This window comes from Haloactinospora alba, assembly GCF_006717075.1.
In the GTDB taxonomy this organism is placed as follows: domain Bacteria; phylum Actinomycetota; class Actinomycetes; order Streptosporangiales; family Streptosporangiaceae; genus Haloactinospora; species Haloactinospora alba.
The window spans coordinates 249974-276536 of sequence record NZ_VFQC01000003.1 but is presented as its reverse complement, the minus strand read 5'-3'; the positions used below and the strand labels follow the sequence as shown (position 1 = coordinate 276536).

Annotated in this window: 23 protein-coding genes and 2 pseudogenes; 5 read left to right on the top strand and 20 right to left on the bottom strand. The window is 67.3% G+C overall.

The window, feature by feature from the left end; translation table 11 throughout:
• Positions 1-34: 34 nt before the first annotated feature.
• Positions 35-1045 (bottom strand): ABC transporter ATP-binding protein, encoded by a 1011-nt coding sequence (locus FHX37_RS21760; RefSeq protein WP_141926150.1) that lies wholly within the window; start codon positions 1043-1045, stop codon positions 35-37.
• Positions 1046-1341: 296 nt separating this feature from the next.
• Between FHX37_RS21760 and FHX37_RS21755 the strand changes: the two genes are divergently transcribed.
• Complete coding sequence (locus tag FHX37_RS21755) at positions 1342-2154, top strand: peptidoglycan recognition protein family protein (protein WP_141926149.1); 813 nt, start codon at positions 1342-1344, stop codon at positions 2152-2154.
• A 165-nt stretch (positions 2155-2319) separates the two neighbouring features.
• Here the strand turns inward: FHX37_RS21755 and FHX37_RS21750 are convergent, their stop codons facing one another.
• The 6 genes from FHX37_RS21750 to FHX37_RS21725 form a co-directional block, all read right to left on the bottom strand.
• Positions 2320-3747 (bottom strand): NAD(P)/FAD-dependent oxidoreductase, encoded by a 1428-nt coding sequence (locus FHX37_RS21750; RefSeq protein ID WP_211351999.1) that lies wholly within the window; start codon positions 3745-3747, stop codon positions 2320-2322.
• A gap of 62 nt (positions 3748-3809) precedes the next feature.
• A complete protein-coding gene (locus FHX37_RS21745; protein ID WP_141926148.1) occupies positions 3810-4658 on the bottom strand; it encodes an ABC transporter permease in 849 nt (282 codons plus the stop codon).
• A complete protein-coding gene (locus tag FHX37_RS21740; protein WP_141926147.1) occupies positions 4655-5509 on the bottom strand; it encodes an ABC transporter permease in 855 nt (284 codons plus the stop codon). The genes FHX37_RS21745 and FHX37_RS21740 overlap by 4 nt, the downstream gene beginning before the upstream one ends.
• A gap of 8 nt (positions 5510-5517) precedes the next feature.
• Positions 5518-6756, bottom strand: a complete 1239-nt coding sequence (locus tag FHX37_RS21735; protein WP_246062493.1) for an ABC transporter substrate-binding protein — start codon at positions 6754-6756, stop codon at positions 5518-5520.
• An 81-nt stretch (positions 6757-6837) separates the two neighbouring features.
• Positions 6838-7983, bottom strand: coding sequence for an ABC transporter ATP-binding protein (locus FHX37_RS21730; RefSeq protein WP_141926146.1), 1146 nt, complete (start codon positions 7981-7983; stop codon positions 6838-6840).
• A gap of 48 nt (positions 7984-8031) precedes the next feature.
• A complete protein-coding gene (locus FHX37_RS21725) occupies positions 8032-9486 on the bottom strand; it encodes a gamma-aminobutyraldehyde dehydrogenase (RefSeq protein ID WP_246062492.1) in 1455 nt (484 codons plus the stop codon).
• A 192-nt stretch (positions 9487-9678) separates the two neighbouring features.
• Between FHX37_RS21725 and FHX37_RS21720 the strand changes: the two genes are divergently transcribed.
• Complete coding sequence (locus FHX37_RS21720) at positions 9679-11067, top strand: aspartate aminotransferase family protein (protein WP_281288336.1); 1389 nt, start codon at positions 9679-9681, stop codon at positions 11065-11067.
• Positions 11068-11126: 59 nt separating this feature from the next.
• Here FHX37_RS21720 and FHX37_RS21715 read toward each other — a convergent pair whose 3' ends face one another.
• From FHX37_RS21715 to FHX37_RS21705, 3 genes are read right to left on the bottom strand one after another with little or no spacing between them, the layout of a single operon-like run.
• On the bottom strand, positions 11127-12356 hold the full coding sequence (locus FHX37_RS21715) for a sensor histidine kinase (RefSeq protein ID WP_141926143.1): 1230 nt from the start codon (positions 12354-12356) through the stop codon (positions 11127-11129).
• Positions 12353-13042, bottom strand: coding sequence for a two-component system response regulator CseB (gene cseB, locus FHX37_RS21710; RefSeq protein WP_141926142.1), 690 nt, complete (start codon positions 13040-13042; stop codon positions 12353-12355). The genes FHX37_RS21715 and cseB overlap by 4 nt, the downstream gene beginning before the upstream one ends.
• A gap of 4 nt (positions 13043-13046) precedes the next feature.
• Positions 13047-13646, bottom strand: coding sequence for a hypothetical protein (locus FHX37_RS21705; protein WP_141926141.1), 600 nt, complete (start codon positions 13644-13646; stop codon positions 13047-13049).
• A gap of 113 nt (positions 13647-13759) precedes the next feature.
• Between FHX37_RS21705 and FHX37_RS21700 the strand changes: the two genes are divergently transcribed.
• Positions 13760-14485, top strand: coding sequence for a polysaccharide deacetylase family protein (locus FHX37_RS21700; RefSeq protein WP_141926140.1), 726 nt, complete (start codon positions 13760-13762; stop codon positions 14483-14485).
• On the opposite strand, the gene FHX37_RS21695 is transcribed toward FHX37_RS21700, so the two are convergent.
• The 6 genes from FHX37_RS21695 to FHX37_RS21670 form a co-directional block, all read right to left on the bottom strand.
• Positions 14473-14715 carry a PIN domain-containing protein gene (locus FHX37_RS21695; protein ID WP_141926139.1) on the bottom strand — a complete coding sequence of 81 codons (243 nt, stop codon included), beginning with the start codon at positions 14713-14715 and terminating at the stop codon, positions 14473-14475. The genes FHX37_RS21700 and FHX37_RS21695 overlap by 13 nt on opposite strands.
• Positions 14708-14959, bottom strand: a complete 252-nt coding sequence (locus FHX37_RS21690) for a type II toxin-antitoxin system Phd/YefM family antitoxin (RefSeq protein ID WP_141926138.1) — start codon at positions 14957-14959, stop codon at positions 14708-14710. Before FHX37_RS21690 ends, FHX37_RS21695 begins: the two co-directional genes overlap by 8 nt.
• Before the next feature lie 162 nt (positions 14960-15121).
• Positions 15122-15886: a crotonase/enoyl-CoA hydratase family protein gene (locus tag FHX37_RS21685; RefSeq protein WP_141926137.1), complete on the bottom strand. Its 765-nt coding sequence runs from the start codon at positions 15884-15886 to the stop codon at positions 15122-15124.
• Between the two features lie 9 nt (positions 15887-15895).
• Positions 15896-16669 carry an SDR family NAD(P)-dependent oxidoreductase gene (locus FHX37_RS21680; protein ID WP_141926136.1) on the bottom strand — a complete coding sequence of 258 codons (774 nt, stop codon included), beginning with the start codon at positions 16667-16669 and terminating at the stop codon, positions 15896-15898.
• 49 nt (positions 16670-16718) lie between these two features.
• On the bottom strand, positions 16719-17801 hold the full coding sequence (locus tag FHX37_RS21675) for an ROK family glucokinase (protein ID WP_141926135.1): 1083 nt from the start codon (positions 17799-17801) through the stop codon (positions 16719-16721).
• A gap of 92 nt (positions 17802-17893) precedes the next feature.
• Entirely contained in the window at positions 17894-19258 is a 1365-nt protein-coding gene (locus FHX37_RS21670) for a KamA family radical SAM protein (protein WP_246062491.1), read from the bottom strand.
• Positions 19259-19588: 330 nt separating this feature from the next.
• On the opposite strand from FHX37_RS21670, the gene plsX reads away from it, so the two are divergent.
• Positions 19589-20701 carry a phosphate acyltransferase PlsX gene (plsX, locus tag FHX37_RS21665; protein ID WP_281288335.1) on the top strand — a complete coding sequence of 371 codons (1113 nt, stop codon included), beginning with the start codon at positions 19589-19591 and terminating at the stop codon, positions 20699-20701.
• A gap of 335 nt (positions 20702-21036) precedes the next feature.
• Positions 21037-22015 (top strand): annotated as a pseudogene (locus FHX37_RS21660) (IS481 family transposase).
• A gap of 216 nt (positions 22016-22231) precedes the next feature.
• On the opposite strand, the gene FHX37_RS21655 reads toward FHX37_RS21660, so the two are convergent.
• The 4 genes and pseudogenes from FHX37_RS21655 to FHX37_RS21640 form a co-directional block, all read right to left on the bottom strand.
• Positions 22232-22798, bottom strand: coding sequence for an RHS repeat-associated core domain-containing protein (locus FHX37_RS21655; RefSeq protein ID WP_170181676.1), 567 nt, complete (start codon positions 22796-22798; stop codon positions 22232-22234).
• 350 nt (positions 22799-23148) lie between these two features.
• A pseudogene (locus FHX37_RS21650) lies at positions 23149-23568 on the bottom strand (RHS repeat-associated core domain-containing protein); the annotation flags it as partial.
• Positions 23569-24281: 713 nt separating this feature from the next.
• A complete protein-coding gene (locus FHX37_RS21645; RefSeq protein ID WP_141926131.1) occupies positions 24282-24596 on the bottom strand; it encodes a hypothetical protein in 315 nt (104 codons plus the stop codon).
• 1217 nt (positions 24597-25813) lie between these two features.
• The gene (locus FHX37_RS21640; RefSeq protein WP_141926130.1) at positions 25814-26500 is read right to left on the bottom strand and encodes an RHS repeat-associated core domain-containing protein; all 687 of its coding nucleotides are present in this window, start codon (positions 26498-26500) and stop codon (positions 25814-25816) included.
• Between the last annotated feature and the right edge of the window lie 63 nt (positions 26501-26563).

The window sequence follows — 26563 nt, the reverse complement described above, 5'->3', positions numbered from 1 at the left end:
TCTCTCCTGCCGGGTGTGTCGTGCGTGGGAACGGCTACTGGGAGGCCGGGCCCGCGGTGTCGTCGGCGATGCTCAGGAACACGTCCTCCAGCGAGGCGGTGCGCAGCTCCAGCCGGCCCAGGGTGGTGCCGGTGCGGTCGGCCCACTCCAGCAGCGCCGCCATGGCGCGGTGCGCCCGCCCGTCACCGTCCTCACCGGTGACGGTGTAGCGGGCCCAGGGCTCGCCGCCGCGCACGTCCACCTCCGCCTCCGCGCCGGGCAGCTCCGGCAGGTCCGCCAGGCGCAGGTGGTCCGGCATCCGGAAACCGATCCGGTCGCCCCAGGTGGAGAGCACGTCGGCGAGCCGCCCCTCCTCCCGGATCGCACCGTGGTGCATGATGGCGAGCCGGTCGGCGAGCCGCTCCGCCTCCTCCAGGTAGTGGGTGGTGAGCAGGACGGCGACGTTCTCCTCCCTCAGCCCGCTGACCAGGTCCCACAGGTCCCGGCGGCCCTCCGGGTCCATGCCGGTGGTGGGTTCGTCCAGGAACAGCGCCTCGGGGCGGGTGAGCACGGCCAGCGCCAGGTCCAGGCGGCGCTTCTCCCCGCCGGAGAGGCTGCGTACCTGCGCCGAGGCGCGGTCGGTCAGCCCCACCATCTCCAGGGTCCGGCCGCGTGGCCGGGGGTCGTCGCACAGGTCGCGGGCGAGGTCCACGGTCTCGGCGACGGTCAGCTCGGGGAACACCCCGCTGTTCTGCAGGACGGCGTTGGTGCGCCCGCGCAGCCGCGCCGGTTGGCCGTAGGGGTTGGCGCCGAACACGCGCACCTGCCCGCCCGACGGGCGGCGGAACCCCTCGAGGGTCTCCACCGTGGTGGTCTTGCCGGCACCGTTCGTGCCGAGCAGGGCGAACACCTCGCCCCGCGCGACGTCGAACGAGACGTCCCGGACCGCCTGGACCGTGCCGAAGTTCTGCCGCAGCTCCCGCACGCTGACCGCGGTGTCAACTCCCGGTTCGGCGCCGCTTCCGGAGGGTGCGGGGGCGGGTGGTACCTGCTGTGCCGTTTCCATACCCACCAGTGTTCCGGCGGGTGGCCAGGACGGTGTAGTCCCGGATGACACCGCTCGACCATGACGGATGTCATGGCCCGCCGCTCCACCAACGGAACGCGGGGCCGACCGGCGGGCTGTGCGCCCGAACGGCGAATGTGCGTATTCGGCTGACGCGTCCTCGCGATTGTGGGTATAACACCGAGAGGAACACCCTCGACACCGAACGGAACGAACCACCGGCCCGGCTCCGCAGCGGCGGGCTGGGCTCCCCCAGCCGCGCGACGAACCGCGCACCCCCGGAGGAGGTTTTTGCCGTGCCGCAACCGTCCCGTCTCGTCTGGCGCAGTGACCTGGGTTGGAGTTCCTACTCCCCCGCCGCCGACGCCGACCCCAAACAGGGGCTGGTGATCCACTACGACAGCGCCGACCAGAACCTCGCCAACAAGTCGCACTCGGCCTGCATCGACTACTGGAACGCCACCCGCGACTACCACGTCAACAGCAACGGCTGGGTGGACATCGGCTACTCGTTCCTGGCGTGTGCCCACGGTTACGTGATCGAGGGGCGCGGCCCGTTCAAACAGCAGGCCGCCCAGCGCGGCGCCAACGACACCCACTACTCCGCCACCCTGGCGCTGGGCCCCAACGACCCCATCCCCGACGAGCAGGTGCGGGCGGTGCGCGAGCTGCGCGCCTGGCTGATGGAACCCGACACCAGCATCTCCGGTGACGTGTACGGCCACCGTGACTTCAACTCCACCTCGTGCCCGGGAGACGCGGCCTACCGGATGGTGCGCGACGGCACCTTCACCAAGAACCCGGGCGACGACATCCCCGACGACGGGGGAGGCGGCGGAGGTGGTGGCGGGGGCGACGCGCCCGACTGGCCGGGAACCTACCTGTCCCAGCCGCCCGTGGAGCACTCCGCGGCCTGCGAGACGTGGCAGGACCGCATGCGCGAACGCGGGTGGGTGGACTCCGACGGCCGAGAGCTGACCGTCGACGGGTGGTACGGCCCCGAGTCCGAGCGGGTGTGCTCTCTGTTCCAATCGCAGAAAGGGCTTGCCGTGGACGGCATTGTCGGGCCGAACACCTGGGACGCCACCTGGGAGGCCCCCGTCACCTGAACCGCGCGCACCCGCGGCGAACGGCGGGCGAGGGGCCACCGCGCTCCGGCCGGGAGCCCCCGCCCGCCACCGGTGGACGCCGGTCATGCGGACGGTGTCCAGGCCGGGACCAACGCGGCGGGGTGCGCACCCGCCGTACGCCCACCCCGCCGGCCCCTGGCATTCCTAGCTGTCGAAACCCATCCCCATGCGGTCCAGGGTGCGCAGCCACAGGTTGCGCCGGCCGCCGTTGCGGTCGGCGGCGGCGATGGCGCGCTTGGTCAGTTCGATTCCGGCGAACCGCAACGGTTCGGGCGGGAACGGCACGGGTTTCTCCCGCACCATGCGCAACCGGGTGCGCTCCGTCTCCTCACCGGCGAGCAGGTCCAGCATCACCTGGGCGCCGAACCGGGTGGCGCCCACACCCAGGCCGGTGTAGCCCGCCGCGTAGGCGAGCTTCCCGCCGAAGGCGGTGCCGAAGAACGGGCAGAACCGGCTGCAGGTGTCGATGACCCCGCCCCACGTGTGGGTGAACCGCACCCCCTCCAACTGGGGGAAGGTGGCGAGGAAGTGCCGGGCCAGCCGCTGGAACGTCTCCCCCCGCTGGTCGAACTCGGGGCGCACCTTCCCCCCGTAGTGGTAGACGACGTCGTAGCCGCCCCACAGGATGCGGTTGTCGGAGGTCATCCGGTAGTAGTGGAACTGGTTGCCCTGGTCGCTGGTGCCGTGCGGCTCGTGCCAGCCGATCGCGGCCACCTGCTCGTCGGTGAGCGGCTCGGTCATCAGCGCGTAGTCGTAGACCGGGGCGAGGAAGTGCCGCAGCCGGCGCAGCGGCCCCGGGAACGCACCGGTCCCCCAGGCGACGCGGCGCGCCGTCACCGCCCCGCCGGAGGTCTCCAGCCGCATCCCGCCGGAGGTGGAACGCAGCCCCCGCACGGGGGTGTGTTCGAAGATCCGTACCCCCAGCCGCAGGCACACCTCCCGCAGTCCCCACGCGAGTTTCGCCGGGTGCACCAGCGCCACACCGTCGCGGTCGTACAGTCCGCCGACGTAGGTGGGCGAGTCCACCATGGCGCGGGTCTCCGCCGCGCTCAGGGACCGGACGTCGTAGCCCATGGCGCGCATGGTCCGGGCGCTGGCGCCGAACTCCTCCGCCTGCCACGGTTCGGTGGCCACCAGCAGTTCCCCGGACCGGTGGAACTCGGCGTCGATGCCATAGCGCCGCACCGTTTCCTGGATGGCGTCCAGGTTGGCGTGGCCGAGGCGTTCCAGTTCCGCGATCTCCTCGGGCCAGCGTTCGGCGCCGTTGTCGTGGCCGTGGGTGAGGCTGGAGGCGCAGAACCCGCCGTTGCGTCCGGACCCGGCCCAACCGACGGTGCGGGCCTCCAGCAGGACGACGTCCCGGTCGGGGTCGCGTTCCTTGGCGAGCAGGGCGCTCCACAGGCCGCTGAACCCGCCGCCGACGACGGCGAGGTCGGTTCTGGTCTCGCCGGACAGCGGGGCTCGGGGGTCGGGGGCGTCCTGCCCGCCGCCCTGGGGGTCCAGCCAGAACGTGCGGGGGCGAGCCCCGGCCAGCGCCTCGGCTGCCAGGGTTTCAGACGCGGATGCGGGCACGGTGTATCACTCCGTCGGTTCGGTGGGTGCGGTGGCGGCGGCCCCGTCCGGGAGGGGCGGGGTCACCGCCGGCGGCGGGCGAGGACGATGTTGCCGATCGCCAGCAGGACGCCGACACTGAACGTCAACGTCCCCATGACGTTGACCTGCGGTGGGATTCCGGCGCGGGTGGAGCCCCAGATCCACAGCGGGAAGGTGCTGGTCTCCCCGCTGACGAACGTGGTGATGATGAAGTCGTCCACGGACAGGGCCAGCGCCAGCAGCGCCCCCGCCATGATGGCGGGCAGCAGCATCGGCAGGGTTACCAGGCGGAACGTCGTCCACACGCCGGCGCCCAGGTCGCGGGCGGCTTCCTCCAGTTTCGGGTCGAGGGTCATGACGCGCGCCCGGACGGTGATCGCCACGAACGAGATGGTGAACATGACGTGGGCGATCAGGATGGTGACGAAACCGGTGCTGATGCTCATCGTCAGGAACAGCGACAGCAGGGAGGCCCCCATCACCACCTCGGGGGCGGAGATCGCGGCGAACATCACCAGGTTGGTGGTGCCCTGGCCGTGGAACCGGTAGCGGCCCAGCGCCAGCCCGAGCAGGCTGCCGATCCCGCCGGCGATGAGCATGGTGAGCAGACCGATCGCCACCGTGTTGAACAGCGCGTGGTTGAGGTCCTCGTAGGCGAACGCCTGGCCGTACCACTTGAACGTGAACCCCTGCCAGGACACGTTCTGGCGGCCGCTGATGTCGTTGAAGCTGAAGGCGACCATCGCCGCGACCGGTGCGAACAGCCACAGCAGCACCGCCCGGGTGAACCACTTCCCCCAGTCGATCCGTCCGGCGAGGCCGCCGGTCCGGGCGGGCCGCCCGGAGGCCGGCGCCGGCGTCGGCGCCGGTGTGGTGGTGTCCGTGCTCATTTGGCCTGCACCTCCATGACCTGCTCGGTACCGAGCGCCCGCGCGTAGCTGAAGATGCCGATCAGCAGGATCGCCATGAGGACGAACGTGATCGCGGCCGCCAGGGGGTAGGAGTTGTTCACCAGATACTGGGTGCGGATGATGTTGCCGATCATGGTGGTGTGGGTCCCGCCGAGCACCGAGGCGCTGACGTAGTCGGCGCTGGTGGGCACGAACACCATGAGCACCCCGGCGAAGACGCCGGGCAGGGAGATCGGCAGCACCACCCGCACGAACGCCTGCACGCGGGTGGCGTACAGGTCGTAGGCGGCTTCCACGACGCGGTGGTCCACCCGCTCCAGCACGGCGTAGATCGGCAGCACCATGAACGGCAGGAAGTTGTACGCCAGGCCGCAGATGACGGCGAGGGCGGTACTCAGCACGTGGAAGCCCTCGGGCAGCATCCCGAGGTCCTTGACCGTGCCGAACAGGACGCCGTCGTCGGCCAGCGTGAACTTCCAGTTGATCGTGCGCAGCACCTGGGGCACGAAGAACGGCAGCAGCAACAGCAGCAGGTAGGTCGACTTGTGGGCGCCGCCGTTGAACGACACCCAGTACGCCACGGGGTAGCCGACGGCGATGCACAGCGCTGTCGCGCAGAACCCGTAGAACAGGGACCGCAGCAGTTGGGGCCAGTAGGTCGCGACCGCCTCGGCGTAGTTGCCGACCGCCAGCGTGTTGCGGAAACCGTCGATGACGTTGCCGCTCATCGTGGACACCGACAGCATGCCGCAGATCGGCACGACGAAGAAGATCGCCAGCCAGATCCAGGCGGGGAGGACGAGGAAGTACGGAGCTCTCCTGGTTCGCATTCCGCCCCCTATGCCTGTGTGATCTCGAGGAAGCGGCCGGTGAACGACTTCTCGTCGTCCACCGGGACGGTCACGTAGTTGTGCAGCCGCTCGTAGTCCTCCTCGGTGGGGAACACCAGCGAGCTCTCGGCCAGGTCGGCCAGCCGCTGCTTCTCCTCGCCCGAGGCCTCCTCGGCGCGCCGCCGCAGCACGTCCTGGCTGTCGGGCACGGGCGAGACGTAGTTGATGTAGGAGGTGAGGCCGGCGGCGATCTCCGGGTCGTAGAGGAAGTCCATCATCATGGCGGCGTCCACCGGGTTCCTCGCCGTGTAGGGGATCATCATGTTGTCGGTCCAGATGGTGGCGCCCTCCTCGGGGACCACGAACCTGAGGTTGGCGTTCTCCTCGGCGTTCTGCTGGTACACGTCGCCGGACCACGCCATGGACATCCAGATGTTGCCGGTCGTCAGCGGCTGGATGTAGTCCTGTTTGTAGTAGGAGCGCACGATGCCGCGGTCCCGCTGCTCCTCGAGCCTGCGCGCGGCGTCCTCCCAGTCGTCGCGGGTGGAGTCGGCCGGGGCGACCCCGTTGAGCAGCAGGCCGAAGTTCGCGATCTCCTGCGGGTCGCCCATCATCCCGACCCGCCCGGCGAACTGGGGATCCCACAGGTCGGCGATGCTGGTGATCTCGCGGTCGACGTACTCGGGGTTGTAGGCGATCCCCGTGATCCCGGACGTGTAGGGGACGGTGAACTCGTTGCCGGGGTCGTAGTCGGTGTTCTTGTAGAGCTCACCGCCGTACTCGGCGTAGTTCGGGAGCTTGTCGTGGTCCAGCGGCGCCAGGTAGTTGAGCGCCTTGAGCTTGGTGAACTCCACGCCGTTGGTCATCACCATCAGGTCGGCCCCGATGTCACTCCCCTCGGCCAGCCGCGGCTGGATCTGGCCGAACCACGAGGGGTTCTCCTGGATGGCTTCCTGGTAGTCGACGGTGATGCCGGTGGAGTCGGTGAACTGCCGCAGCTGGGTGCGGTCGGAGTCCATGTACAGCGGCCAGTTGGCGAACCGCAGGTGCCCGTTGCTTTCCTTGTCCGACCAGTACTGCGCCACCGGTGTCGCTTCGCGTTTCTCGCCCGCGATGGAGCAGCCGCTCAGGGCGAGTCCCGCCGTGAGCGCGCCGGCGCCCGACAGGCGCAGCGCGGTGCGCCGGCTGTAGCGGGCCCGGGTCAGCCCGCGGATCAGCGCGGGGTCGTTGGGTGAGGAGATACGCACGTCATCAACCGCTTCTCTGCTCGAGGGCGTCGGCAGGGCATCGGGGGCCGGCCGGGTCCCGGCCGGCCCGGGGTGGGCTGGTCACTCCGGTAGGACGAAGGAGTGCTCGGGAAGCCAGGAGAGCCACACCTCGTCGCCGCGTTCCGCGAGGTTCCCGGCGCCCGAGGCGTTCTGCTGGAACATCACGATCTCCGATCCGGCGGCCGTGTCGACGGTGTAGTGGGTGGCCGACCCCTGGTACACCACCTCGGTGACCCGCCCCCGCACGCGGCTGTGGTCGGGGGCGGGTTCCGACGTGGACAGGTGGATCTTCTCCGGCCGTACGGTCACGTCGATGCTGGCGCCGTCCTCCCGGTCGGTGCGCAGGTGCACGTGCTGGCCCGATCCCAGTTCCATCCGGGCCCCGTCACCGCCGGAGGTGACGGTTCCGGTGATCAGGTTGGAGGTACCGATGAACCCGGCGACGAACCGGCTCGCGGGCTGTTCGTAGATCTGCGCCGGAGTGCCGAGCTGCTCCACGGTGCCGTGGTTCATCACCGCGATCCGGTCGGACATCGTCAGCGCCTCCCCCTGGTCGTGGGTGACGTAGACGAAGGTGATCCCCACCTCGCGCTGGATGCGTTTCAGCTCGATCTGCATCGTCTGGCGGAGTTTGAGGTCCAGCGCGCCGAGCGGTTCGTCCAGCAGGAGGGCGCTGGGCCGGTTGACGAGGGCGCGCGCCAGCGCGACCCGCTGCTGCTGGCCTCCGGAGAGCTGGTTGGGCCTGTACTTGGCGCGGTCGCCGAGTTCCACCAGCTCGAGGGCTTCTGCCACCCGCCGCTGGATCTCCTGTGCCGGGGTCCTCGCGCGGCGCAGCCCGAAGGCGACGTTGTCGTGGATGGTCATGTGCGGGAAGAGCGCGTAGCTCTGGAACACCATGTTCACGTCGCGCCGGTTGGGAGGGACCCCGGTCACGTCGGTGCCGGCGAGGCTCACACTGCCCGTGGTGGGTTCCTCGAACCCGGCGATGAGCCGCATGGTCGTGGTCTTTCCGCACCCCGACGGCCCGAGCAGGGAGAAGAACTCCCCGCTGCCGATGTCCAGGTCGACGCCGCGCACGGCGGGGACGGTCTCCTGACCCGAGCGGTAGGTCTTGGTGACGCCGTGGAGGCTGATCGCCGGGCCGGACTGTTCCCCGCGGGGTTCGGTGCTGTGCGGCGCCGGGGTCTGTTGGGAGGTTGTCGCCATGGTTCGTCAGCGTCCTGTCTCCGGTCGGTGGTCGAGGGCGGCGGACCGTCAGTCGCGTCCGATGTAGCTCATGACGTGTTTGACGCGGGTGTACTCCTCCAGGCTGTACATCGACAGGTCCTTGCCGTAGCCGGACTGTTTGAACCCGCCGTGCGGCATCTCCGCGATCAGCGGGATGTGGGTGTTGATCCACACGCAGCCGAAGTCCAGCCGCCGGGACACCCGCAGCGCACGGGCGTGGTTCTGGGTCCACACGCTGGAAGCGAGACCGTAGCGGACCGAGTTGGCCCATGTCACGGCGGTGTCCTCGTCGTCGAACCGCTGGACGGTGATGGCGGGGCCGAAGATCTCGTCGGTGACCATCTCGTCGCCCTGGCGCAGCCCGGACACGACGGTGGGGGCGAAGAAGTAGCCCTCCTCGCCCACCCGGGAGCCGCCGGCCAGCACGTCGGCGTGGTCGGGGGTGCGCTCCAGGAACCCGCTGACGCGGTCGAGCTGGTTGGCGTTGTTCAGCGGCCCGTAGGCCGCGTCGGGGTTGTCCGGGCCGGCCGTGGTGGTGACACGCGCCTGTTCGGCCAGGGCGGCGGCCAGGTCGTCGTGGATACCGGGGGCGGCGAGTACGCGGGTGGCGGCGGTGCAGTCCTGGCCGGCGTTGAAGAAGCCGGCCTCGGCGATGCCGGCCGCGGCCTTCTCCACGTCGGCGTCGTCGAAGACGATCACCGGCGCCTTCCCGCCGAGCTCCAGGTGGAGCCGTTTCAGGTCCGCCGAGGCGCTCTGGGCGACCTCCAGTCCGGCGCGGGTGGAGCCGGTCAGCGACACCATCTGCGGGGTGGGATGCTCCACCAGGGCGCGGCCGGTGTCCCGGTCGCCGGTGACGACGTTGAGCACACCGGGCGGGAGGAACTCGGCGGCGATCTCGGCGAGCAGCAGGGTCGAGGCGGGGGTGGTGTCGGAGGGTTTGAGGACGATGGTGTCGCCGGCGGCCAGGGCGGGGCCGATCTTCCAGGCGGCCATGGCCATCGGGTAGTTCCACGGGGTGATCTGGCCGACGACGCCGAGGGGCTCCCGCCGCACCCAGGAGGTGTGGTCGGCCATGTACTCGTGGGCGGCCTTGCCCTCCAGGGTCCGGCTGGCGCCCGCGAAGAACCGCAGGGCGTCGGTGACCTGCCACAGCTCCTCGTCCCGGGTGCTGGAGAAGGGTTTGCCGCAGTTCTCCACCTCGGCGGCGACGAGTTCCTCGCCGCGCTCCTCCACGGCGTCGGCGAACTTGTTGATCGCGATCTGCCGCTCGGCCGGGGTGACGTCGCGCCACCGGTTCTCGAACGCGTCCGCTGCGGCGCGGAAGGCGTTGTCGAGGTCGGCCTGGGCGGAGACGGGGGCTTCGGCGAACACCTTCCCGGTGACGGGGTCGGTGAGTCCGGCGGTGCGGCCGTCGGCCGCGTCCACGTAGGCGCCGTTGACGAAGTTGCGCAGCTTCCTGGGGGAGCTGGGCTGGTGTGCCACGGGTTTCCTCCTCACGGTCCGTGATGCAGGACACAGTGCTTGTCGTTCCGGTACCTTGACAGACCACCGTGGCCAGCCACAAGGGATTCCGTTGTAAAAATCGCGTTTCGCCATCGATACTTGACACAAATTGGATTAATGCGACTATTTCACTGGGTAGACCGCGCACATACCCAACCCAGGGGAGCCCAAGTGACAACTCAGCCCAACCAGGCCGGACCCGCCGGCGGCCTCCAGCGCGCCGCCAAGGACCACCTGTGGATGCACTTCACCGACATGGGGGCCTACGCCGACGCGGACGTCCCGGTCATCACCAGTGGTGACGGCGTGTACGTCCGCGACGCCGACGGCAGGCGCTACCTCGACGGCCTGTCCGGCCTGTTCGTGTCCCAGGTGGGACACGGGCGCACCGAGATCGCCGACGCCATCGCCGACCAGGCCAGGGAACTCGCCTACTTCCCGCTGTGGACCTACGCCCACCCCCGGGCGATCGAGCTCGCCGACCGGCTGGCCGGGCTCGCGCCCGGCGACCTGAACCGGGTCTTCCTCACCACCAGCGGGTCCGAGGCGGTCGAGAGCGCCTGGAAGCTCGCCCGGCAGTACTTCAAGAGCGTCGGCCAACCCACCCGGCACAAGGTCATCAGCCGGCAGACCGCCTACCACGGCACCAGCCTCGGCGCGCTGTCCATCACCGGCGTCCAGGCCATCAAGACGCCGTTCGAACCGCTGGTGCCCAGCACCATCCAGGTGCCCAACACCAACATCTACCGGGCCCCCGTCCACGGCGACGACCCCGAGGCGTTCGGCCGCTGGGCCGCCGACCAGATCGAAGAGGCCATCCTGCAGAACGACCCGGAGACCATCGCCGCGGTCTACGTGGAACCGGTGCAGAACTCCGGCGGGTGCTTCCCGCCCCCGCCCGGCTACTTCCAGCGGGTGCGCGAGATCTGCGACCGTTACGGCGTCCTGATGGTGTCCGACGAGGTCATCTGCGCCTTCGGCCGGCTCGGCACCTACTTCGGCGCCCAGAAGTACGGCTACCTGCCGGACATGATCACCTTCGCCAAGGGCGCCACGTCCGGCTACGTCCCGCTCGGCGGGGTGATCGCGCGCGATGGCCTCATGGAACCGTTCCTGAACGGCGCCGGCGCGTTCGCGCACGGCATCACCTTCGGCGGGCACCCGGTGGCCGCGGCCGCCGCGCTGGCCAACCTGGACCTGTTCGAGCGCGACGGGCTGCTGGACAACGTGCAGCGCAACGCCGCCACGTTCCGCGCCACCCTGGAGAGGCTGCACGACCTGCCGATCGTGGGGGACATCCGCGGCGACGGGTACTTCTACGGGATCGAACTGGTCAAGAACAAGGAGACCAAGGAGACCTTCACCGACGAGGAGGCGAAACGCCTGCTCAACGGGTTCCTCTCCCCCGCGTTGCTGGAGGCCGGCCTCGTCTGCCGCGCTGACGACCGCGGCGACCCCGTCGTCCAGCTCGCCCCGCCGCTCACCTGCGGACCGGAACACTTCGAGGAGATGGAGCGCATCCTGCGCGGCGTCCTCACCGCCGCCTGGGACCGCGTCTGATCCCCGAGCACGGTAGTCATCCGCCCGTGTGTCCCGGGGCGCCCCGGGACACACCCCACCTACCTCCCGGGAGCGTCCTCGCCCTCCGAGACGGGTAGCTCCAGCACGGCCACAGCGCCGCCGTCGGCATCGGCGTTGGTGAAACTCAACCGCGCCCCGAGCACGCGAGCCTGGCCCACCGCGATCGTAAGGCCCAGGCCGTGCCCGCCTCCGGAGCCCTTCCGGAACCGGCCCGGGCCCTCGGCCAGAACCTCGTCCGGAAAACCCGGGCCGTGGTCCCGCACCCGCACCCGCGGCCCGTCCACCTCCACAACCACGGGTGGCCGCCCGTGGTTGTACGCGTTACTCACCAGGTTGGCCAGTACCCGCTCCAACCGCCGCGGGTCGGTGGCCACCACCGTCTCGGTCGCGACACGCACCTCGGGTTCGGACGAGTACGTCGCGACCCGCCGGGTGACGAAGTCGCCGACTGCGATGTCGGACAGCTCGGGCAGTTCCGTGGCCGTGTCCAACCGCGCCACCTCCAGCACGTCTTCGACCAGGTCACGCAGCACCGCGATCCGGCCACGTACCAGCTCCGTCGAACGCCCCTCCGGAAGCAGCTCCGCCGCCGTGGTCAACCCGGTCAGCGGAGTCCGCAACTCGTGCGCGATATCGGCGGTGACCTGGCGTTCCGCCTGCAGCCGGTTCTGCAGCGCGCTCGACATCGCGTCGACCGCCTGGGCCAGCTCAGCCGCCTCGTCCCGGGATCGGCCGCCGACCGCCGCACTGACCCGGGTGGAGTAATCCCCGTCGGCCACCCGGGCAGCCGCTGCCGCGGCATGGCGCAACCGGCGCGACAACCGCGCACCAATCACCACTCCGGCTCCCGTTCCCGTAGCGATGAGTGCCGCAGCACCCATCAGCAGCACCCGGTCCAGTGAGGCGCGGTCGTCCAACTGCGGCTGGTAGGACGAGCGCAGCGAGAGCGTGTCCCCACCCGTGGTGGACAGTGCCGCCCACACGACAGCACCCTGTGGAGTCTGGGTCACCATGGCGGCCGTGCCGCCCTCGGACGCCGCCTCCCGCAGGCGGTCCGGCAGCTTCGGGTCATTGAGCTGGCTGCGCAGCCCGGGCTGGCCGGTGCGGTCGTACTCCTCCAGCGCCAGTTCGAGCCGCTGCGTCTGCAACTGGCGGGCCTGCTCGGCCTGGCGGTAGGCGTAGGCGAAGTGCACGGTCAGGCTCAACGCCAGTGCGACCAGCGTGCTGACCAGCGCGATCGCGAGAGTGATCCGCCAACGCAGACTCACGGACCCTCGCTCACCAGCTTGTAGCCGAAACCGCGCACCGTCTCGATGCGGTCGGTGCCGATCTTGTTCCGCAGCCGCTGAACGTGCACGTCCACGACCCGGGTGTCCCCGCCCCACGCGTAGTCCCAGACGCTTTCCAGCAGGACGTCACGGCCGAGCACCGTTCCCGGCTCCTCGGCGAACCGCAGCAGGAGGCGCATCTCGGTGGGGGTCAGCGCGACCGGTTCACCGCCGCGTAGGACACGCACTCCCTCAGGGTCGATCTGCACGTCGCCGAACCGCAACGGTTCGTTTCCCGACGCGGGGCGCCCCGCGTCGGCCCTGCGCAGCACGGCACGGATGCGTGCTATGAGAACCGCGCTGTCGAAGGGTTTGGTGACGTAGTCGTCCGCGCCCTCCTCCAGCCCGACGACGATGTCCACCGGATCGTCCCGGGCGGTCAGCATCACGACCGGGGTGAGGTCGTCCTGGCGGATGCGCCGGCACAGGCTCACTCCGTTCATCTCGGGCAGCAGCACGTCCAGCAGCACGGCGTCGGGGCGCTGCTGCCGAAACGCTTCCCACCCGGCCCGGCCATCGTCGGCCACCGTTACCCGGAACCCATCGCGTTCCAGGCTCATCTGGGTGGTTTCCCGGATCACGGGGTCGTCCTCGACGAACAATACGTGCGGCTGTTCAACTCCCATCCCGCTACCCACTTTCGGCCACGAGCTTCTCTCCGTCCCACGTGAGGCGCGTTTCCTCGTATCGCTCGGGGCACTCCGCGGAGTTCGTTCCTCCCAAAACCGGCTGCTGCAGCTCGAGCGCACCATCCTCCACACTGAGTCGGCTTCCGACCTCATTCGCCGCGTAGACCCGCTTCGTGCTGCGGTCGTCCCAGAGACGGTACACATAGGCGGCGAGGGACTCGCCTTCACAGGCCACCGAGGCGGAACACCCCTGCACGTTGATCACAACGGCCGGAATGTCGGTCTCGGGGATGTCAATGTAGGTGGTGTACAGCGGATACCACCCCTGGGCGTAGCCAGACGTGCACGGTTGGGATAGGGCCTTCCGCACCCGGTCCGGGACACCGGGGTCGTTGCGCAGTACGTGGACCGGGTCGATGCTGATTCCCGACGCCATATCGCTGTCGCTGGGTAGGGACGGGGAAACAGGCCGGGGGCTTTCCCGCTCCGTGACGTGCACGCTGTCGTCCACAACACCGCATCCCACCAGCACCAGTGTCGCGCACACGAGGACAGCGCAGCGCACCGGAGTCGTCCACGTCGACTTCCGTGTGATCCGCACCCTCGCATGCTATAGCCGTGTCCGTCCGTTGTTACACGACCGACGGACACCCGACGGGCGACCTCCGTAAAAACTCGGCACCCCCGAGAAACGCCCCGTCTACCTTCGTTCCCATGGCATTCGCGAGCCCGAAAGTCCGGATATTCCTCTGGTGCGGTCTGGGTGGACTGGCAGTCCTGGTTGCCGCCTCTGTCCTGGTTACCGCCTCCGTGCGACTCGCCGGGACACACAGTGTCTCCCCCACGTCGAACACGAACGGTGACAGCACGACAGAGGCAGTGCACCGGGTGGACACCGAGGAGCCGGTCGTGTTCCTCACGATCGATGACGGAGCATCCCGCACCCCCGAGATGATCGACGAGCTACAGGACTCCGACGTTCCCACGACCCTTTTCCTGACCGACGACTACGTGCAACAGGACCCGGAATTCTTCCGGGAACTTCGGGACAGGACCGAGTCGACCATCGAGAACCACACCCTCGACCACCCCGACCTCAGCGGCAAACCGTACGAGAAGCAGCGCGAGGAGATCTGCAAACCCTCGGACCGCTACGAGGACGAATTCGGCCGGCGCCCGGTGCTCTTCCGGCCGCCGTACGGGAGCTACGACGACACCACCCTGCGCGCGGCCGCGGACTGCGGAGCCCAGCACCTCGTGCACTGGTCAGCCGAGGTCGCTGACGGGGAACTCTCCTACGCCGCCGGCGATGAGCTGGTCCCCGGTGACATCGTGCTCATGCATTTCCGCTCGGAGTTCTCCCGCGACCTCGACGCTTTCCTGGACCAGGCCGACGAGGCCGGACTGCGCCCCGCCCTGCTCACCGATTACCTGGATTGAGCCCGTCCGAGCCAGAGGGGGCGGGCGCGCGCCTCATCGACCCACTGGAGCCGTATCTGCCGCTGTGCGCGCACCACGGGATCGTCGGTCGTGTGCAGACCCGCGGACAGTTCGGCCAGCGTGACCGTCGTGACCGCTAACTGGTCCGGGAGCTGGTCCCGCAGCCCCTGAGGGGCGACCAGGACCGGCGTGTCGAGCGCTCCCCGCGCCGGTCGTGTCCCCTCACTCACCGAACGGCTCCTGGTCGAGAGCCCCGTCGAGCTCGTCGCGCAACCGCGCGCTGTCGACAGGCGGCATACGGGCGGCGGCCCTCAGCGCCTCGTCCGTGTCGGCGAACGTACGTTCGCCCAGCGGACGCAGCTCCGCCATCGGGGTGCCGTTCCTGGTCACGACGGATATCTCCCCGCCAGCGGCCGCTTCGAGGATCGCTCCGCTGCCGTTGCGCAGCTCGCGCTGGCTGATCTCCCTCGGCATGCACGAGAGCTACCAAGAAGGCCTTGTGCTGCACAATGCTCCACCCGGACACGCGCGCGGGGTCCCCGCCACCGGCCGCCGCGCCCGCGCGACAGACAGCGGCGCCGCTGCCCGCGCTTGTCGGGAAACGGCGCCGTCTCGACTCTCCTCGCCCGGGGTGGGCTACTCGCCCTTCCACTGGGGCTTGCGCTTCTCGGCGAACGCCGCCGGCCCCTCCATCGCGTCGTGACTGGCGAAGACCGACGAGGAGATCTCGTCCTGGCGGGACCACATCTCCTCGCTGGACCAGTCGTCGGACTCGGTGATGATCTGCTTGGAGGCAGCCACCGCCAGCGGCGCGTTGGCAGCGATCCGGCCGGCCAGCTCCTGGGCGCCCTCCAGCGCGCTGCCGCTGGAGGTGACCTGGTTGACCAGGCCGAGCTCGGACATCCGCCGGGCGCCCACCTTCTCCCCGGTGAGCGCGAACTCCATGGCGATGTTGCGCGGAATGCGGTGCTGCAGGCGCAGCAGCCCGCCCCCGGCGGCGATGAGCCCGCGCGTCACCTCGGGGATGCCGAACTTCGCGTCCTCGGCCGCCACCACCAGGTCACAGCCCAGCACCGCCTCGAACCCGCCGGCCAGGGCGTAGCCCTCGACGGCGGCGACCAGCGGCTTCCTCGGCGGGCGCTGCGCGAACCCGGCGAAACCGCGCCCCTCCACCAGGGGCACCTCGCCCTGCATGAACGCCTTGAGGTCCATGCCGGCGCAGAAGGTGCCGCCGGAGCCGGTGAGGACACCGGCCGTCAGGTCGCGGCGGGAGTCCAGGTCGTCCAGCGCCTCGGCGATCTGCTGGGCGACCGCGGCGTTCACCGCGTTCTTGGCCTGGGGACGGTTGATCGTGATGATCGCGACCCCGTCCTCGGTGGTGTAGAGCACCTCGTCGGCCATGGCGACCTCCTATTTGGGCTGCATCCGCAGGCCGCCGTCGATCCGGACGACCTCGGCGTTGAGGTAACTGTTCTCCAGCAGCGTACGCGCCAGGTGGCCGAACTCGCCGGGCGTCCCCAGCCGTTTCGGGAACGGGACGGGGGCGGCGAGCTTCTGCTTGAACTCCTCGGATCCCGGGCCGTCCCCGTAGATGGGGGTGTCCAGGATGCCGGGGGCGATGGTGTTCACCCGGATGCCGGCGGCGGCGAGGTCACGCGCGGCGGGCACGGTCATGCCGATGATGCCGCCCTTGGAGGACGAGTAGGCGATCTGGCCGATCTGGCCCTCGATCCCGGCCAGGGAGGCGGTGTTGACGATCGCGCCCCGTTCGCCGTCCTCACCGACCGGCTCCGTCTTGGACATGGCGGCCCCGGCCAGGCGCACGGTGTTGAACGTGCCGATCAGGTTGACCTCGATGACCTTCTTGTAGCTCTCCAGGTCGTGCGGCGTACCCTCCTTGTTCACGGTGCGGGTGGCCCAGCCGATCCCGGCGCAGGAGACCGCCACACGCAGCGGTTTCCCGGTGTCCACGGCGGCCTGCACGGCGGCCTGCACCTGGTTCTCGTCGGACACGTCGGTGGTGACGAAGACACCACCGACCTCCTTCGCCAGGGCCTCGCCGAGCTCGGCGTTCAGGTCGGCGATGACCGTGGTCGCTCCGGCGGAGGCCAGTTCCTTGACGGTGGCCTCGCCCAGTCCGCTCGCGCCCCCGGTGACGAGGGCGGCAACTCCATTCAGCTCCATGGGACGAACTCTACAGTTTTCCGGGCCTCCCGACTAGAACGGGGTTCGGTTAATTGTCAGTAACCCCGGGGGACTCTCCCGCACCACGGCGCATCCGCACCACCGGAGGAACCAGACGGCTCCGGCGCCGCCCCTGGCGCCGGCGGGGAAGCGCGTCCCGGGCGAGATCGGCCGCGCCCACCACACCCGCCTCGTTGCCCAGCTCGGCGGCGACCACCCCCGCCAGGGGGCGGTGGCCGCGCCCGGTCAGGTTGCGCCGGAACGCCGAACGCGCCGAGCCCAGCAGCACCTCGCCCGCCTCCGAGACCCCGCCGCCGACGACGAACAGTTCCGGGTCGAACGCCGCCGCGAGGTTCGCCAGCCCCGCGCCGAGCCAACCGCCCGCCTCCTCCAGCAGCTCCGCACACGCCTGGTCGCCGTCGGCCGCGAGCTCACTCACCAGCGGGCCGGTGACCAGCGAGGCGTCCCCGCCCACCGCCGCGCTCAACCGGTGGGCCAACGGCGACCCGGACCGCACCAGCCCGCGGGCCTCCCGCGTCACCGCGTTACCGCTGGCGTACTGCTCCCAGCACCCCCGGTTGCCGCACTCGCACCGGTAGCCGCCCGCGACGACCGTCATGTGCCCGAACTCGCCCGCGATCCCGTAGCGCCCCCGGTACAGCGCCCCGCCCGCGACGACCGCGCCACCGATCCCGGTGCCGAGGTTCACCACCACGGCGTCGCCCACACCGCGCCCGGCCCCCACGCACATCTCCGCCCACGCCGAGGCGTTGGCGTCGTTCTCCACCACCACGGGCAGCCCCAGCCGCTCCCGCAGCGCGGCACGCAGCCCCTCCCCCCGCCACGCCAGGTGCGGGGCGAACAGGACGGTGGAGCGCCACTCGTCCACGAACCCCGCCGCACCGACGCCGACGGCGTTGACCGGGTGCGCGGCCGCCAGCTCGGTGACGAGACCGACGATCGCGTCCTCGACGACGGCGGGGCGGGTGCTGCGTTCCGGCGTGCGGGTCCGGCGCCGCTCCACCACACGCCCCGCCGGTGTCACCACCCCGGCGGCGATCTTGCTCCCGCCGACGTCGACCCCGACCGTCAGCCCGCGCCGGTACGAGCCCGGACCCCTGGCTACCGCCATAACGCCCCCTCAACCGGAAACGGCCGGCCCCGGAACGGCTCCCGCCCCTGTCGCGGTCGCCGCCTTCCTCCGGGGCCGGCCGGCACCCGCCGTTACACCTCCGCCGGCTCCGCCAACGCGGACGCGTCACTCGGTGGCGCCTCCTCGTAGGGGAAGTGGGTCGCGCCCAGCGCCGGTTCCAGGTCGAACAGCCACGCCGCCCGCTCGTCGTAGCGGGCGAAGAATGGCCTGCCCACCAGCTCCGGGTCGCGCGCCTGGATGAAGTGCAGCACGAACACCTTCTCGCCGGCCACCTCGGTCACGCCGTCGACGCACACCTTGCCTGGTGTGGCCGACATGGAGGGACCGCGTACCGTGCGCGCCAGCCCGGACACCCGCGCGTAGGCGTCCCGGAATATCCCGTAGGCCCGGGCCAGCGGTACCGCGAAGTAGTCCTGCGGGCCGGTGTCGCGTTCGACGAACATGTAGTAGGGAACCATGCCGTGCCGCACGTGGTCGCGCCACATGTCCGCCCACGTCGCGGCGTCGTCGTTGATGGTGCGGATCAGCGGCGCCTGGGTGCGGATCACCGCCCCCGTCTCGCGGATGCGCCGCACCGCCTGCCGCACCAGGTCGGGCGCCATCTCGTTGGGGTGGGAGAAGTGGGCCATGAACGCCAGGTTCTTCCCGGACTCCACGACCCGCTCGAACAGGCGCAGTGTCTCGTCGGCGTCCGGGTCGGTGGTGAACCGTTGGGGCCAGTAGGACAACGCCTTGGTGCCGATGCGGATGGACTCCAGCGTCTCCACCTCCAGCAGCGGTTCGATGTAGCGCGACAGCACCCCCTCACCCATGATCATCGGGTCTCCGCCGGTGAACAGGACGCTGGTGACTTCCGGGTGCTGGCGCAGGTAGGACACGAGGTGGCTGGTCTCGCTGGCGGCGAACTTCAGGTCGGGTTCCCCGACGAACTGGGCCCACCGGAAGCAGTAGGTGCAGTAGGCGTGGCACGTCTGGCCCTGTTTGGGGAAGAACAGCACCGTCTCCGGGTACTTGTGCTGCACCCCCTGCAGCGGGTCCTCGTCGTTGAGGCGGGGAACGTTGAGTTCCATCTGGCCCGCCGGGTGGGGGTTGAGCTTCGCGCGGATCTCGTTGGCGGCGCGGGTCAGCTCGCTGCGCGGCGCGTCGGCGCGCAGCAGGTCGGCGATACGGGACACATCGTCGTGGGGGAGCATGTCCGGCTGTGGGAACGTCAACCGGTAGATCGGGTCATCGGGGGCGGCGTCCCAGTCGATCAACTCGTCGAGGACGTAACTGTTCACCCGGAACGGCAGCACCTGGGCCACCGCCCGGACGGCGAGCCGCTCATCGGCGTCGAGCCCCGCCCGGGCCGTCAACTCGTCCAGGTGCTTGGTGGTGTAGGCACGGAACCGGCGTCCGGCCGAAGGGGACAGTGGCGCGTCGTGCGTCAAGCTCACGCGTCTCCTTTCCTGGGAACAGGCGGGATCGTCTGCCCGGGGAGAACCCCGGCGCTCCCGAAACACCAGTTCCGGTGTGCGGACACGCGAGGGCATACCGGCAACAACGGCGACTATGCTGAGGTACCGGGCCCGGTCCGGTGGCCACACACCAGGTCAACGGGCGGATTTTTCCGACCGCGTGCGGTATGTACCCACATCCGGGACCCGTGCATGCCCCGCGCGGGGAGGTTTCCCACGCCGTACGGAAGCAGGCGGAGGGCTCGCCCCGGCGGCCGGGCGTGGAACCGTCCCCGCCTCCGGCCCCGTGACGCGAGTAAGGACCCACAGTTGAGCGTTCCGCTGCCGAGTAACCGGCCGGCCGTTGACGCCCCGCCGATCGCGCTCGACGCCATGGGCGGGGACCACGCGCCGGAGGAGATCGTCAGCGGGGCACTGCTGGCCGTGCGGGAGCACGGGCTGCGGCCGGTGCTGGTCGGCCGGCGGCCCGAGATCACGACGCTGCTGACCGAACAGGGTGGCGCCGGAGAGGTCCCGGTCGTGCACGCCGAGGAGACGCTGGCCATGCACGAGGGGGCGCTCGCGAGCTGGCGCCGCCCCCGCTCCAGCGTCGCCGTGGCCTGCAAACTGATCCGGCGGGGGGATGCCTCGGCGCTCGTTTCGGCCGGTTCCACCGGCGGTGTGGTGGCCACCTCCACCGTGCGGCTGCGCACCCAGGCCGGGGTCATGCGGCCCGCGCTGGCGGTCACCCTGCCCACCCAGCCGAGACCGACGGTACTGGTCGACGCCGGCGCCAACGCCGACGTCAAACCGGAGATGCTGGTGCAGTTCGCCCACATGGGCGCGGCCTACGCGCACGTCGCCCACGGTGTGGCCGAGCCCCGGGTCGGCATGCTCACGATCGGCTCCGAGCCGGGCAAGGGCAACAAGCTCACCCGCAAGGCCACCGAGCTGATCGCCGGCACACCCGCCGGGCCGCCCAAACTGGACTTCCAGGGCAACATCGAGGGCCACGACCTCCTCACCGGGGCGGTGGACGTGGTGGTCACCGACGGGTTCACCGGCAACGTCGCCCTGAAGACGGTGGAGGGAACCGCGCGGTTCGTGTTCGACGCGGTGCGCGACAGCCTCACCTCCAGCACCCTCGCCAAGGCCGGGGCGGTACTGCAGCGCAAGCCCCTGCGCGAGCTGCGGTCCCGGTTCGACAGCGAGAGCTACGGCGGCGGGGTGCTGCTCGGTCTGAACGGGGGCGTGGTGACGGCGCACGGGTCCACGCACGCCGCCGGCATCGCCCGCGCCTGCGCGCTGGCGCACGAGCTGGCCGGCGGCCGTATCACCGAACACATCCGCCGCAGGATCAACGCCAGCAACCGCGCCCCCGGCTGGCGCCCCCGGCGCAGCCACCAGGAGGAACAACGTTCCGCCCCGGTTGGGGAGGAGTAGCGGCGCGCACTCCCGCTGGCGGCCCTGGGCCCGGCGGGAGCAGGTGTCATGCGCGACGGACGGGAATCCCCTCCCCTGCCACGGCCCCGTTGCCCTATCCCGGTTCTCCCGCTGTGATCGCGGAACCGGCTACAGGATTTCCGCTACGTACAGTGACCAACCGGATGTAACCGGAAAACGGGGGGTTCCCCTGAAGTGCGGACACCTGGTAGTCGGGTGTTGCGGGGTGGGAGGTTGTTGACGCTGAGGCGGGGGTGACATGAGGAGAGCAGGCCCTGGTGGCGATGATGAGAAGTGCGACCTGACTCATCGAGCCGCCGAAAGGGCCTGCTCTCGTGTCCCACCGTAATGCGCCGCTGTCCGTCGAGGGATGCCGCCGCCTCGCTCAGCGCTGCCGCAGCCGCCCGATCGCCCACGTGGCCGCGGAGATGGGCATCTCGCGGGCGTGTGCCTCCACATGGGTCAACCGCCACCGCCGCTACGGTGAGACCGGCTTGCAGGAGCGCTCTCCGGTCCCGCACCGCAGCCCGCGGGCCGACTCGGGCGAGGCCTGGCGGCGCGAGCACACATGGCCCGCGGCCCGCATCACCGCTGAGCCGACCGCCTGCGGCATCGTGCTCAACCGGCGCACCGTCACCCGCCACCTGGCCCCTCTCGGACTCGCCCGGCGCCGCTTCATCGACCCCACCGGCGACACCAACCGCGCCCCGGGCCGCATCACCGCACGCTGGCCGGGCCACATGATCCATCTGGACGTGACGAAGGTCGGCCGCATCCCCACCGGCGGGGGCTGGCGCGTGCACGGCCGCGGCTCCGAGGCCGCCCGCACCGCACAGCGCGCCAAGAACACCGGGGCCCGGGCGGCTACGCCTACCTGCACTCCGCCGTGGACGGGTTCTCCCGCCTGGCCTACACCGAGGCGCTGGACGACGAGAAGGACGCCACCGCGGCCACCTTCCTCGCCCGGGTAGTCTTCTTCGCCGCCCACGGCATCACGCACATCCACCGGGTGGTCACCGACAACGGGGCCTGCTACCGCTCAGCCGTCTTCTCCCACACCGTCGGCCGAGACACCAAGCACCGTCGAACGAAACCGTTCAAACCCCAGCACAACGGCAAAGTCGAGCGCTACCAGCGGACCATGGCCGACGAGGTCCTCTACGCCCGGCCCTACGACAGCGAGGACGAACGCGCAGCAGCTCTGACGACATGGAACATCCACGACAACTACCATCGCCCCCACAACGTCGGCGGCCTGCCCCGACCTCGCGCCTACACACAGGTGTCACCAACCTCCAGCCCTCATACACCTAGTAGGTTCTCCACGAGAGAAGAAAAAGAACCACAGTACAAACTGTCATCATTACCCCAATAGGAATTACTGCCCACTTTTTTCTATTGTTTTCTATTGGAAATAGCTTGAAAAAATGAGTGTCGCCACCATTGATGCCAATGCGGTGGGTAGTATTATATTCTCCATGAACCTTTATTTCCCAAAACGCGACTGCTCACACATCCCCTTTTGGTTTTTTACATTTTTCGTGCGGCTTCTTCTTTTTGTGCTATCCAGTAACCAAAACACATTACTTCCCAGGCGACACCGAGAATTATGACCCCAGCTGCTAGTGGGCCTGATACTCCGATCGCCCAAAGCAGAAAACCCGCTCCGGTGAAGCCCAATCCACCTAATGTACAAAGATCACCTACGCCCAATGCCACCAGCCCACTCGGGTCGCATTTGTTGATGGGATCGCAGGCGGCGTAGGTGTAGAGGTTGTTTTCTTGCCAGGAGGGGTCCTGTTGGGTGAAGCGGTGGGTGCGTTGGGAGAGGTAGCGGTGGCCGAGGGCTTTGTCGCCGTTGTCGAGTTCGTAGGCGCCGGTGTAGGTGAAGGGATTGGTCTGGGCCGCTTGGTCGCCGCTGCCGGCCGTGGTCGCTTCGGTTTGGCCGTAGGGGGTGTAGTCGTAGGCCACGTCCGGATCGCTTGACTCGGTTCCGTCCTCGGCCAGGGCGAGGGTGGAGTTCTGGGCGTCGGTGGCGGCGTTGTAGCGCTGCCCGCCGGTGATCATGCCCAGCATGCGGCCCTCAGGGTCGCGCACGTAGTGGGTGCGGCCCCCGTCGTCCTGTTCGATGCTTGCCCAGGCTGATACTGCAGCGCATCGAGGTCCTTTCGGCCGAACCACGTGACGAAGGCCCTAATTGCACCTCGAAATTATTAGATGAAGTATTCGATTAACGCGAAACTCGCTGATATAAAAAGAAGTATTATGCATCCATGAAGGTACCAAGAACGATGAGGGGAAGATCTTTTGAAGTGCAGCAAGAAAAAGGCCAAAGAGAAAGTCAATAAGATGTTTGAGGTAATGCCCATTATTGCCAATAAAGCACCTTGTGTTTTTATTTCAAGACCGACGCGGGGCGGAACTGGGTTTCCGCCCCGCGTTCTAAACTAGCAACTATGATACATTCCTGCGATTCCGCGACCCATGCCGTATATGGCAATACCAGTAGATACAGCAGCGATTGCGATAGGAGCTGCGGCTACAGCGACTGTACCAGCCAAAAGCGCGGCTACACCATAGACGGAAAAGTGGTAAGAAATGTATCCGGTAATAAAGTCACCGATCGCCCACCCGCAAGCAGAAAGTCCGTTTCGGTCCATCTTGTTGATGGGGTCGCATTCGGCATAGGTGTAGAGATTGTCTTCCTGCCAGGAGGGGTCTTGTTGGGTGAAGCGGTGGGTGCGTTGGGAGAGGTAGCGGTGGCCGAGGGCTTTGTCGCCGTTGTCGAGCTCATAGGATCCGATATAGGTGAACGGGGGCGCCCCGGCCACCGCACCCCCGCCGCCGGCCGTGGTCGCTTCGGTTTGGCCGTAGGGGTGTAGTCGTAGGCCATCTCAGTAGTCCTCACCCTGGTCCTGCCGACCGAGTATCAGTCAAGGATACCCCAGAATACGATAGTGATGAACAGGAAAATTGCCACCAGAAAAACGACGATGGCAACATCAAAGTATTTTGGGACTTCTTTGTCACAGATTCTTGGCACCTGGCGAATTACAATTATAATCGCAGAAACCAAGAGCAGCACATAAGGCAAGGAATCCAATGGAGGCCTCTATATATATCCAGTCGGGACTCACCTAAGGTATCCGAACCCTCCCGTCGCTATACCACATCCGATTGCCACCGCCCCTAGACCTATTGCCCATGCGAGCGCAACGCCTGCGCCCACGGGACCTCCCATCCACGAACCGAGAGCGAGGAAAATACTGATCTCGGCTCCAATGACGGTCGCCGCGAAGCACAGCCCGTTCACATTAACCAACCCACTCGGGTCCATGTTGTTGATGGGGGCGCATTCTGCGTAGGTGTATTTGTTGTTTTCTTGGCGTGAGGGATCTTGTTGGGTAAATTGGGAGGAGTAAAGGATACTTGTAAAACTGTCAGATCGCCATCTCAAGGAAGCTTGAATAAGTTTTTATCCGGATAGTCCATTGCTCTTTCGGATGCTTGTTTGTTACCGCTCGTTATTTATTACCTTGGATAGGATCAAGGTTCAATCCAGTAGGCAATCGCTATAGGATCAGGATAATTGGCCTCCGATTATAAAACCGATCGCGAGCCCAAGCACGGAAAGCAATGCGACAATGATAACGATTTTTTTGAGAGTGTGTCGCTCGCCCTCGCTTAACTCTCTCGCTTGCTTTCTTTCTCCGCCTCTTGCGCGATGGGTGACCTCTATGGACAACACCGGAACTAAAGGAGCAAGGAAAGCGAAAGAGGTCCACCACATCTCACCCGTCGCTGCGACTCCGGCGAAAACAACCCCTACCACAACGACTGTTCGCGAAAAAATTTTCCAAATTTTTGTTTCCGCATAGATCAGTGTATTGCCCAATCAGATACCTTTCTCTACCCGAAACGATGGCCCAGAACCGCTCCGACTCCCACAGCGAATCCAAAAGAGGCTCCTATTCCGGAACCTACTCCGCAACCAGCGCCGACAGTTACAACCCCTGCAAGACCGACTGTGCAGCCGACTGTTGCCCCCAGTCCGGTCCCAGCACCAGTAGAACTTCCGATAACGCCAATATCGTTCGTAAAGTTATTGTACGAATAGAGACCACTTGGATCCATATTGTTTATCGGATCGCCGGCGGCGTAGGTGTACAGGTTGTCTTCCTGCCAGGAGGGGTCTTGTTGGGTGAAACATAGTGGGACATGTAGCGGTGGCCGAGGGCTTTGTCGTCGTTGTTGGAGGTGTAGGCGCCGGTGTAGGTGACAGGATGGGCGCTCCTGCTAAACGGGGGCTTTGGTGTTTCAGAATTTTAAATCCCCCTGAGTGCAATTCTTTATTCTAGCTAGACGCGATCTTTATCTCTTATTTCGATGAGCAAAATAATTCCTCCGATTGTTCCTGTCATTCCGATTATTCCCACGATCTGGTTTGAGAATATTAGATTGTATGTTGACGTGACTCCCAGGGCGAACACAGAGCAGGCGATAACCCACCATGTGATTCTTGTTGGTCGTTTTTTCATGTTTGGCCTGCGGAGAAGTTGGTGAACGCTGATTCATTCCCTTTTAGCAATAGTATCCGACTTGAAACGCCTGCCAGCCCGCGTTTGCAGTCGCACCCGCGTAAAAAATCCTGCCGCAGCTACTGCTAAACCTCCCGTTCCTATAGCGGCGGCTACGCCCAGGATTGCTCCACCTCCGTACAGAACGCCAACTCCAAGTCCCACTGACGCGTTCGTGCAGTTAGAGATCAGCCCACTCGGGTCGCTGTTGTTGATGGGGTCGCATTCGGCGTAGCCGTACAGGTTGTCTTCCTGACAGGAGGGGGTCTGCCCTGCTGGGTGCAGCGTTCGGTGATAACTGTCCGCTCTTTACGTTTCTATAAGGAACAATGCAAGAGCGGAAACAACAAGAAGGGTAGTTCCCAAGGCTATCCAAGCGATCGTCTCTGCATTATCGGGCTTATGGTTTTGGCGAGCCAGGATGCAGATCCTCCAGGATCCGGCCATAGCAAAACCTCCTAATGCAATTGCTACTATTCCGGCTGTCATGATTTCCTCTTTTTTGGAAAGCTTTTTATGTAGATTATATATGTATCTAACAAGCAGTTGCTATCCCATAAACCCCTACTCCCACTCCGATGACAGCGGCGCCGAATAGAAATGCTGGCATGGCGACTGCGCCTCCCGTTCCGATGGCAATTGCCAAAGGCCATGCAGCGCCCGCGTATCCGATAGCCGATACGAAAAATCCAGTGACATTTACTGCGCATCCAACCCACAGTCCGCTGGGGTCGCTCTTGTTGATGGGGTCGCATTCGGCGTAGGTGTAGAGGTTGTTTTCTTGCCAGGAGGGGTCTTGTTGGGTGAAGCGGTGGGTGCGTTGGGAGAGGTAGCGGTGGCCGAGGGCTTTGTCGCCGTTGTCGAGTTCGTAGGCGCCGGTGTAGGTGAACGGGTTCGACCCGGCCACCGCACCCCCGCTGCCGGCCGTGGTCGCTTCGGTTTGGCCGTAGGGGGTGTAGTCGTAGGCCACGTCCGGATCGGTTGACTCGGTTCCGTCCTCGGCCAGGGCGAGGGTGGAGTTCTGGGCGTCGGTGGCGGCGTTGTAGCGCTGGCCGCCGGTGATCATGCCGAGCATGCGGCCCTCAGGGTCGCGCACATACCGGGTGCGGTCGCCGTCGTCCTGTTCGATGCTGGAGATGCCCAGGGCGGTGTTGGTCAGGGTGTGTTCGGTCTGGTTGTCGCCGGATCCTTGGGTGATACCGCTACGTTGAGACGAATTCACTCTTTTCTTAAAAAAAGATATCCCAAGAAAGCGGAAATCATTATGGATATCAAAAATTAAAAA

Bases quoted from the DNA above. Each gene is read 5' to 3' on its own strand.
- FHX37_RS21760 (WP_141926150.1), bottom strand. From the start codon at position 1,045: ATGGAAACGGCACAGCAGGTACCACCCGCCCCCGCACCCTCCGGAAGC.
- FHX37_RS21745 (WP_141926148.1), bottom strand. From the start codon at position 4,658: ATGAGCACGGACACCACCACACCGGCGCCGACGCCGGCGCCGGCCTCC.
- FHX37_RS21740 (WP_141926147.1), bottom strand. From the start codon at position 5,509: ATGCGAACCAGGAGAGCTCCGTACTTCCTCGTCCTCCCCGCCTGGATC.
- FHX37_RS21730 (WP_141926146.1), bottom strand. From the start codon at position 7,983: ATGGCGACAACCTCCCAACAGACCCCGGCGCCGCACAGCACCGAACCC.
- cseB (WP_141926142.1), bottom strand. From the start codon at position 13,042: ATGGGAGTTGAACAGCCGCACGTATTGTTCGTCGAGGACGACCCCGTG.
- FHX37_RS21700 (WP_141926140.1), top strand. From the start codon at position 13,760: ATGGCATTCGCGAGCCCGAAAGTCCGGATATTCCTCTGGTGCGGTCTG.
- FHX37_RS21690 (WP_141926138.1), bottom strand. From the start codon at position 14,959: ATGCCGAGGGAGATCAGCCAGCGCGAGCTGCGCAACGGCAGCGGAGCG.
- FHX37_RS21685 (WP_141926137.1), bottom strand. From the start codon at position 15,886: ATGGCCGACGAGGTGCTCTACACCACCGAGGACGGGGTCGCGATCATC.
- FHX37_RS21680 (WP_141926136.1), bottom strand. From the start codon at position 16,669: ATGGAGCTGAATGGAGTTGCCGCCCTCGTCACCGGGGGCGCGAGCGGA.
- FHX37_RS21675 (WP_141926135.1), bottom strand. From the start codon at position 17,801: ATGGCGGTAGCCAGGGGTCCGGGCTCGTACCGGCGCGGGCTGACGGTC.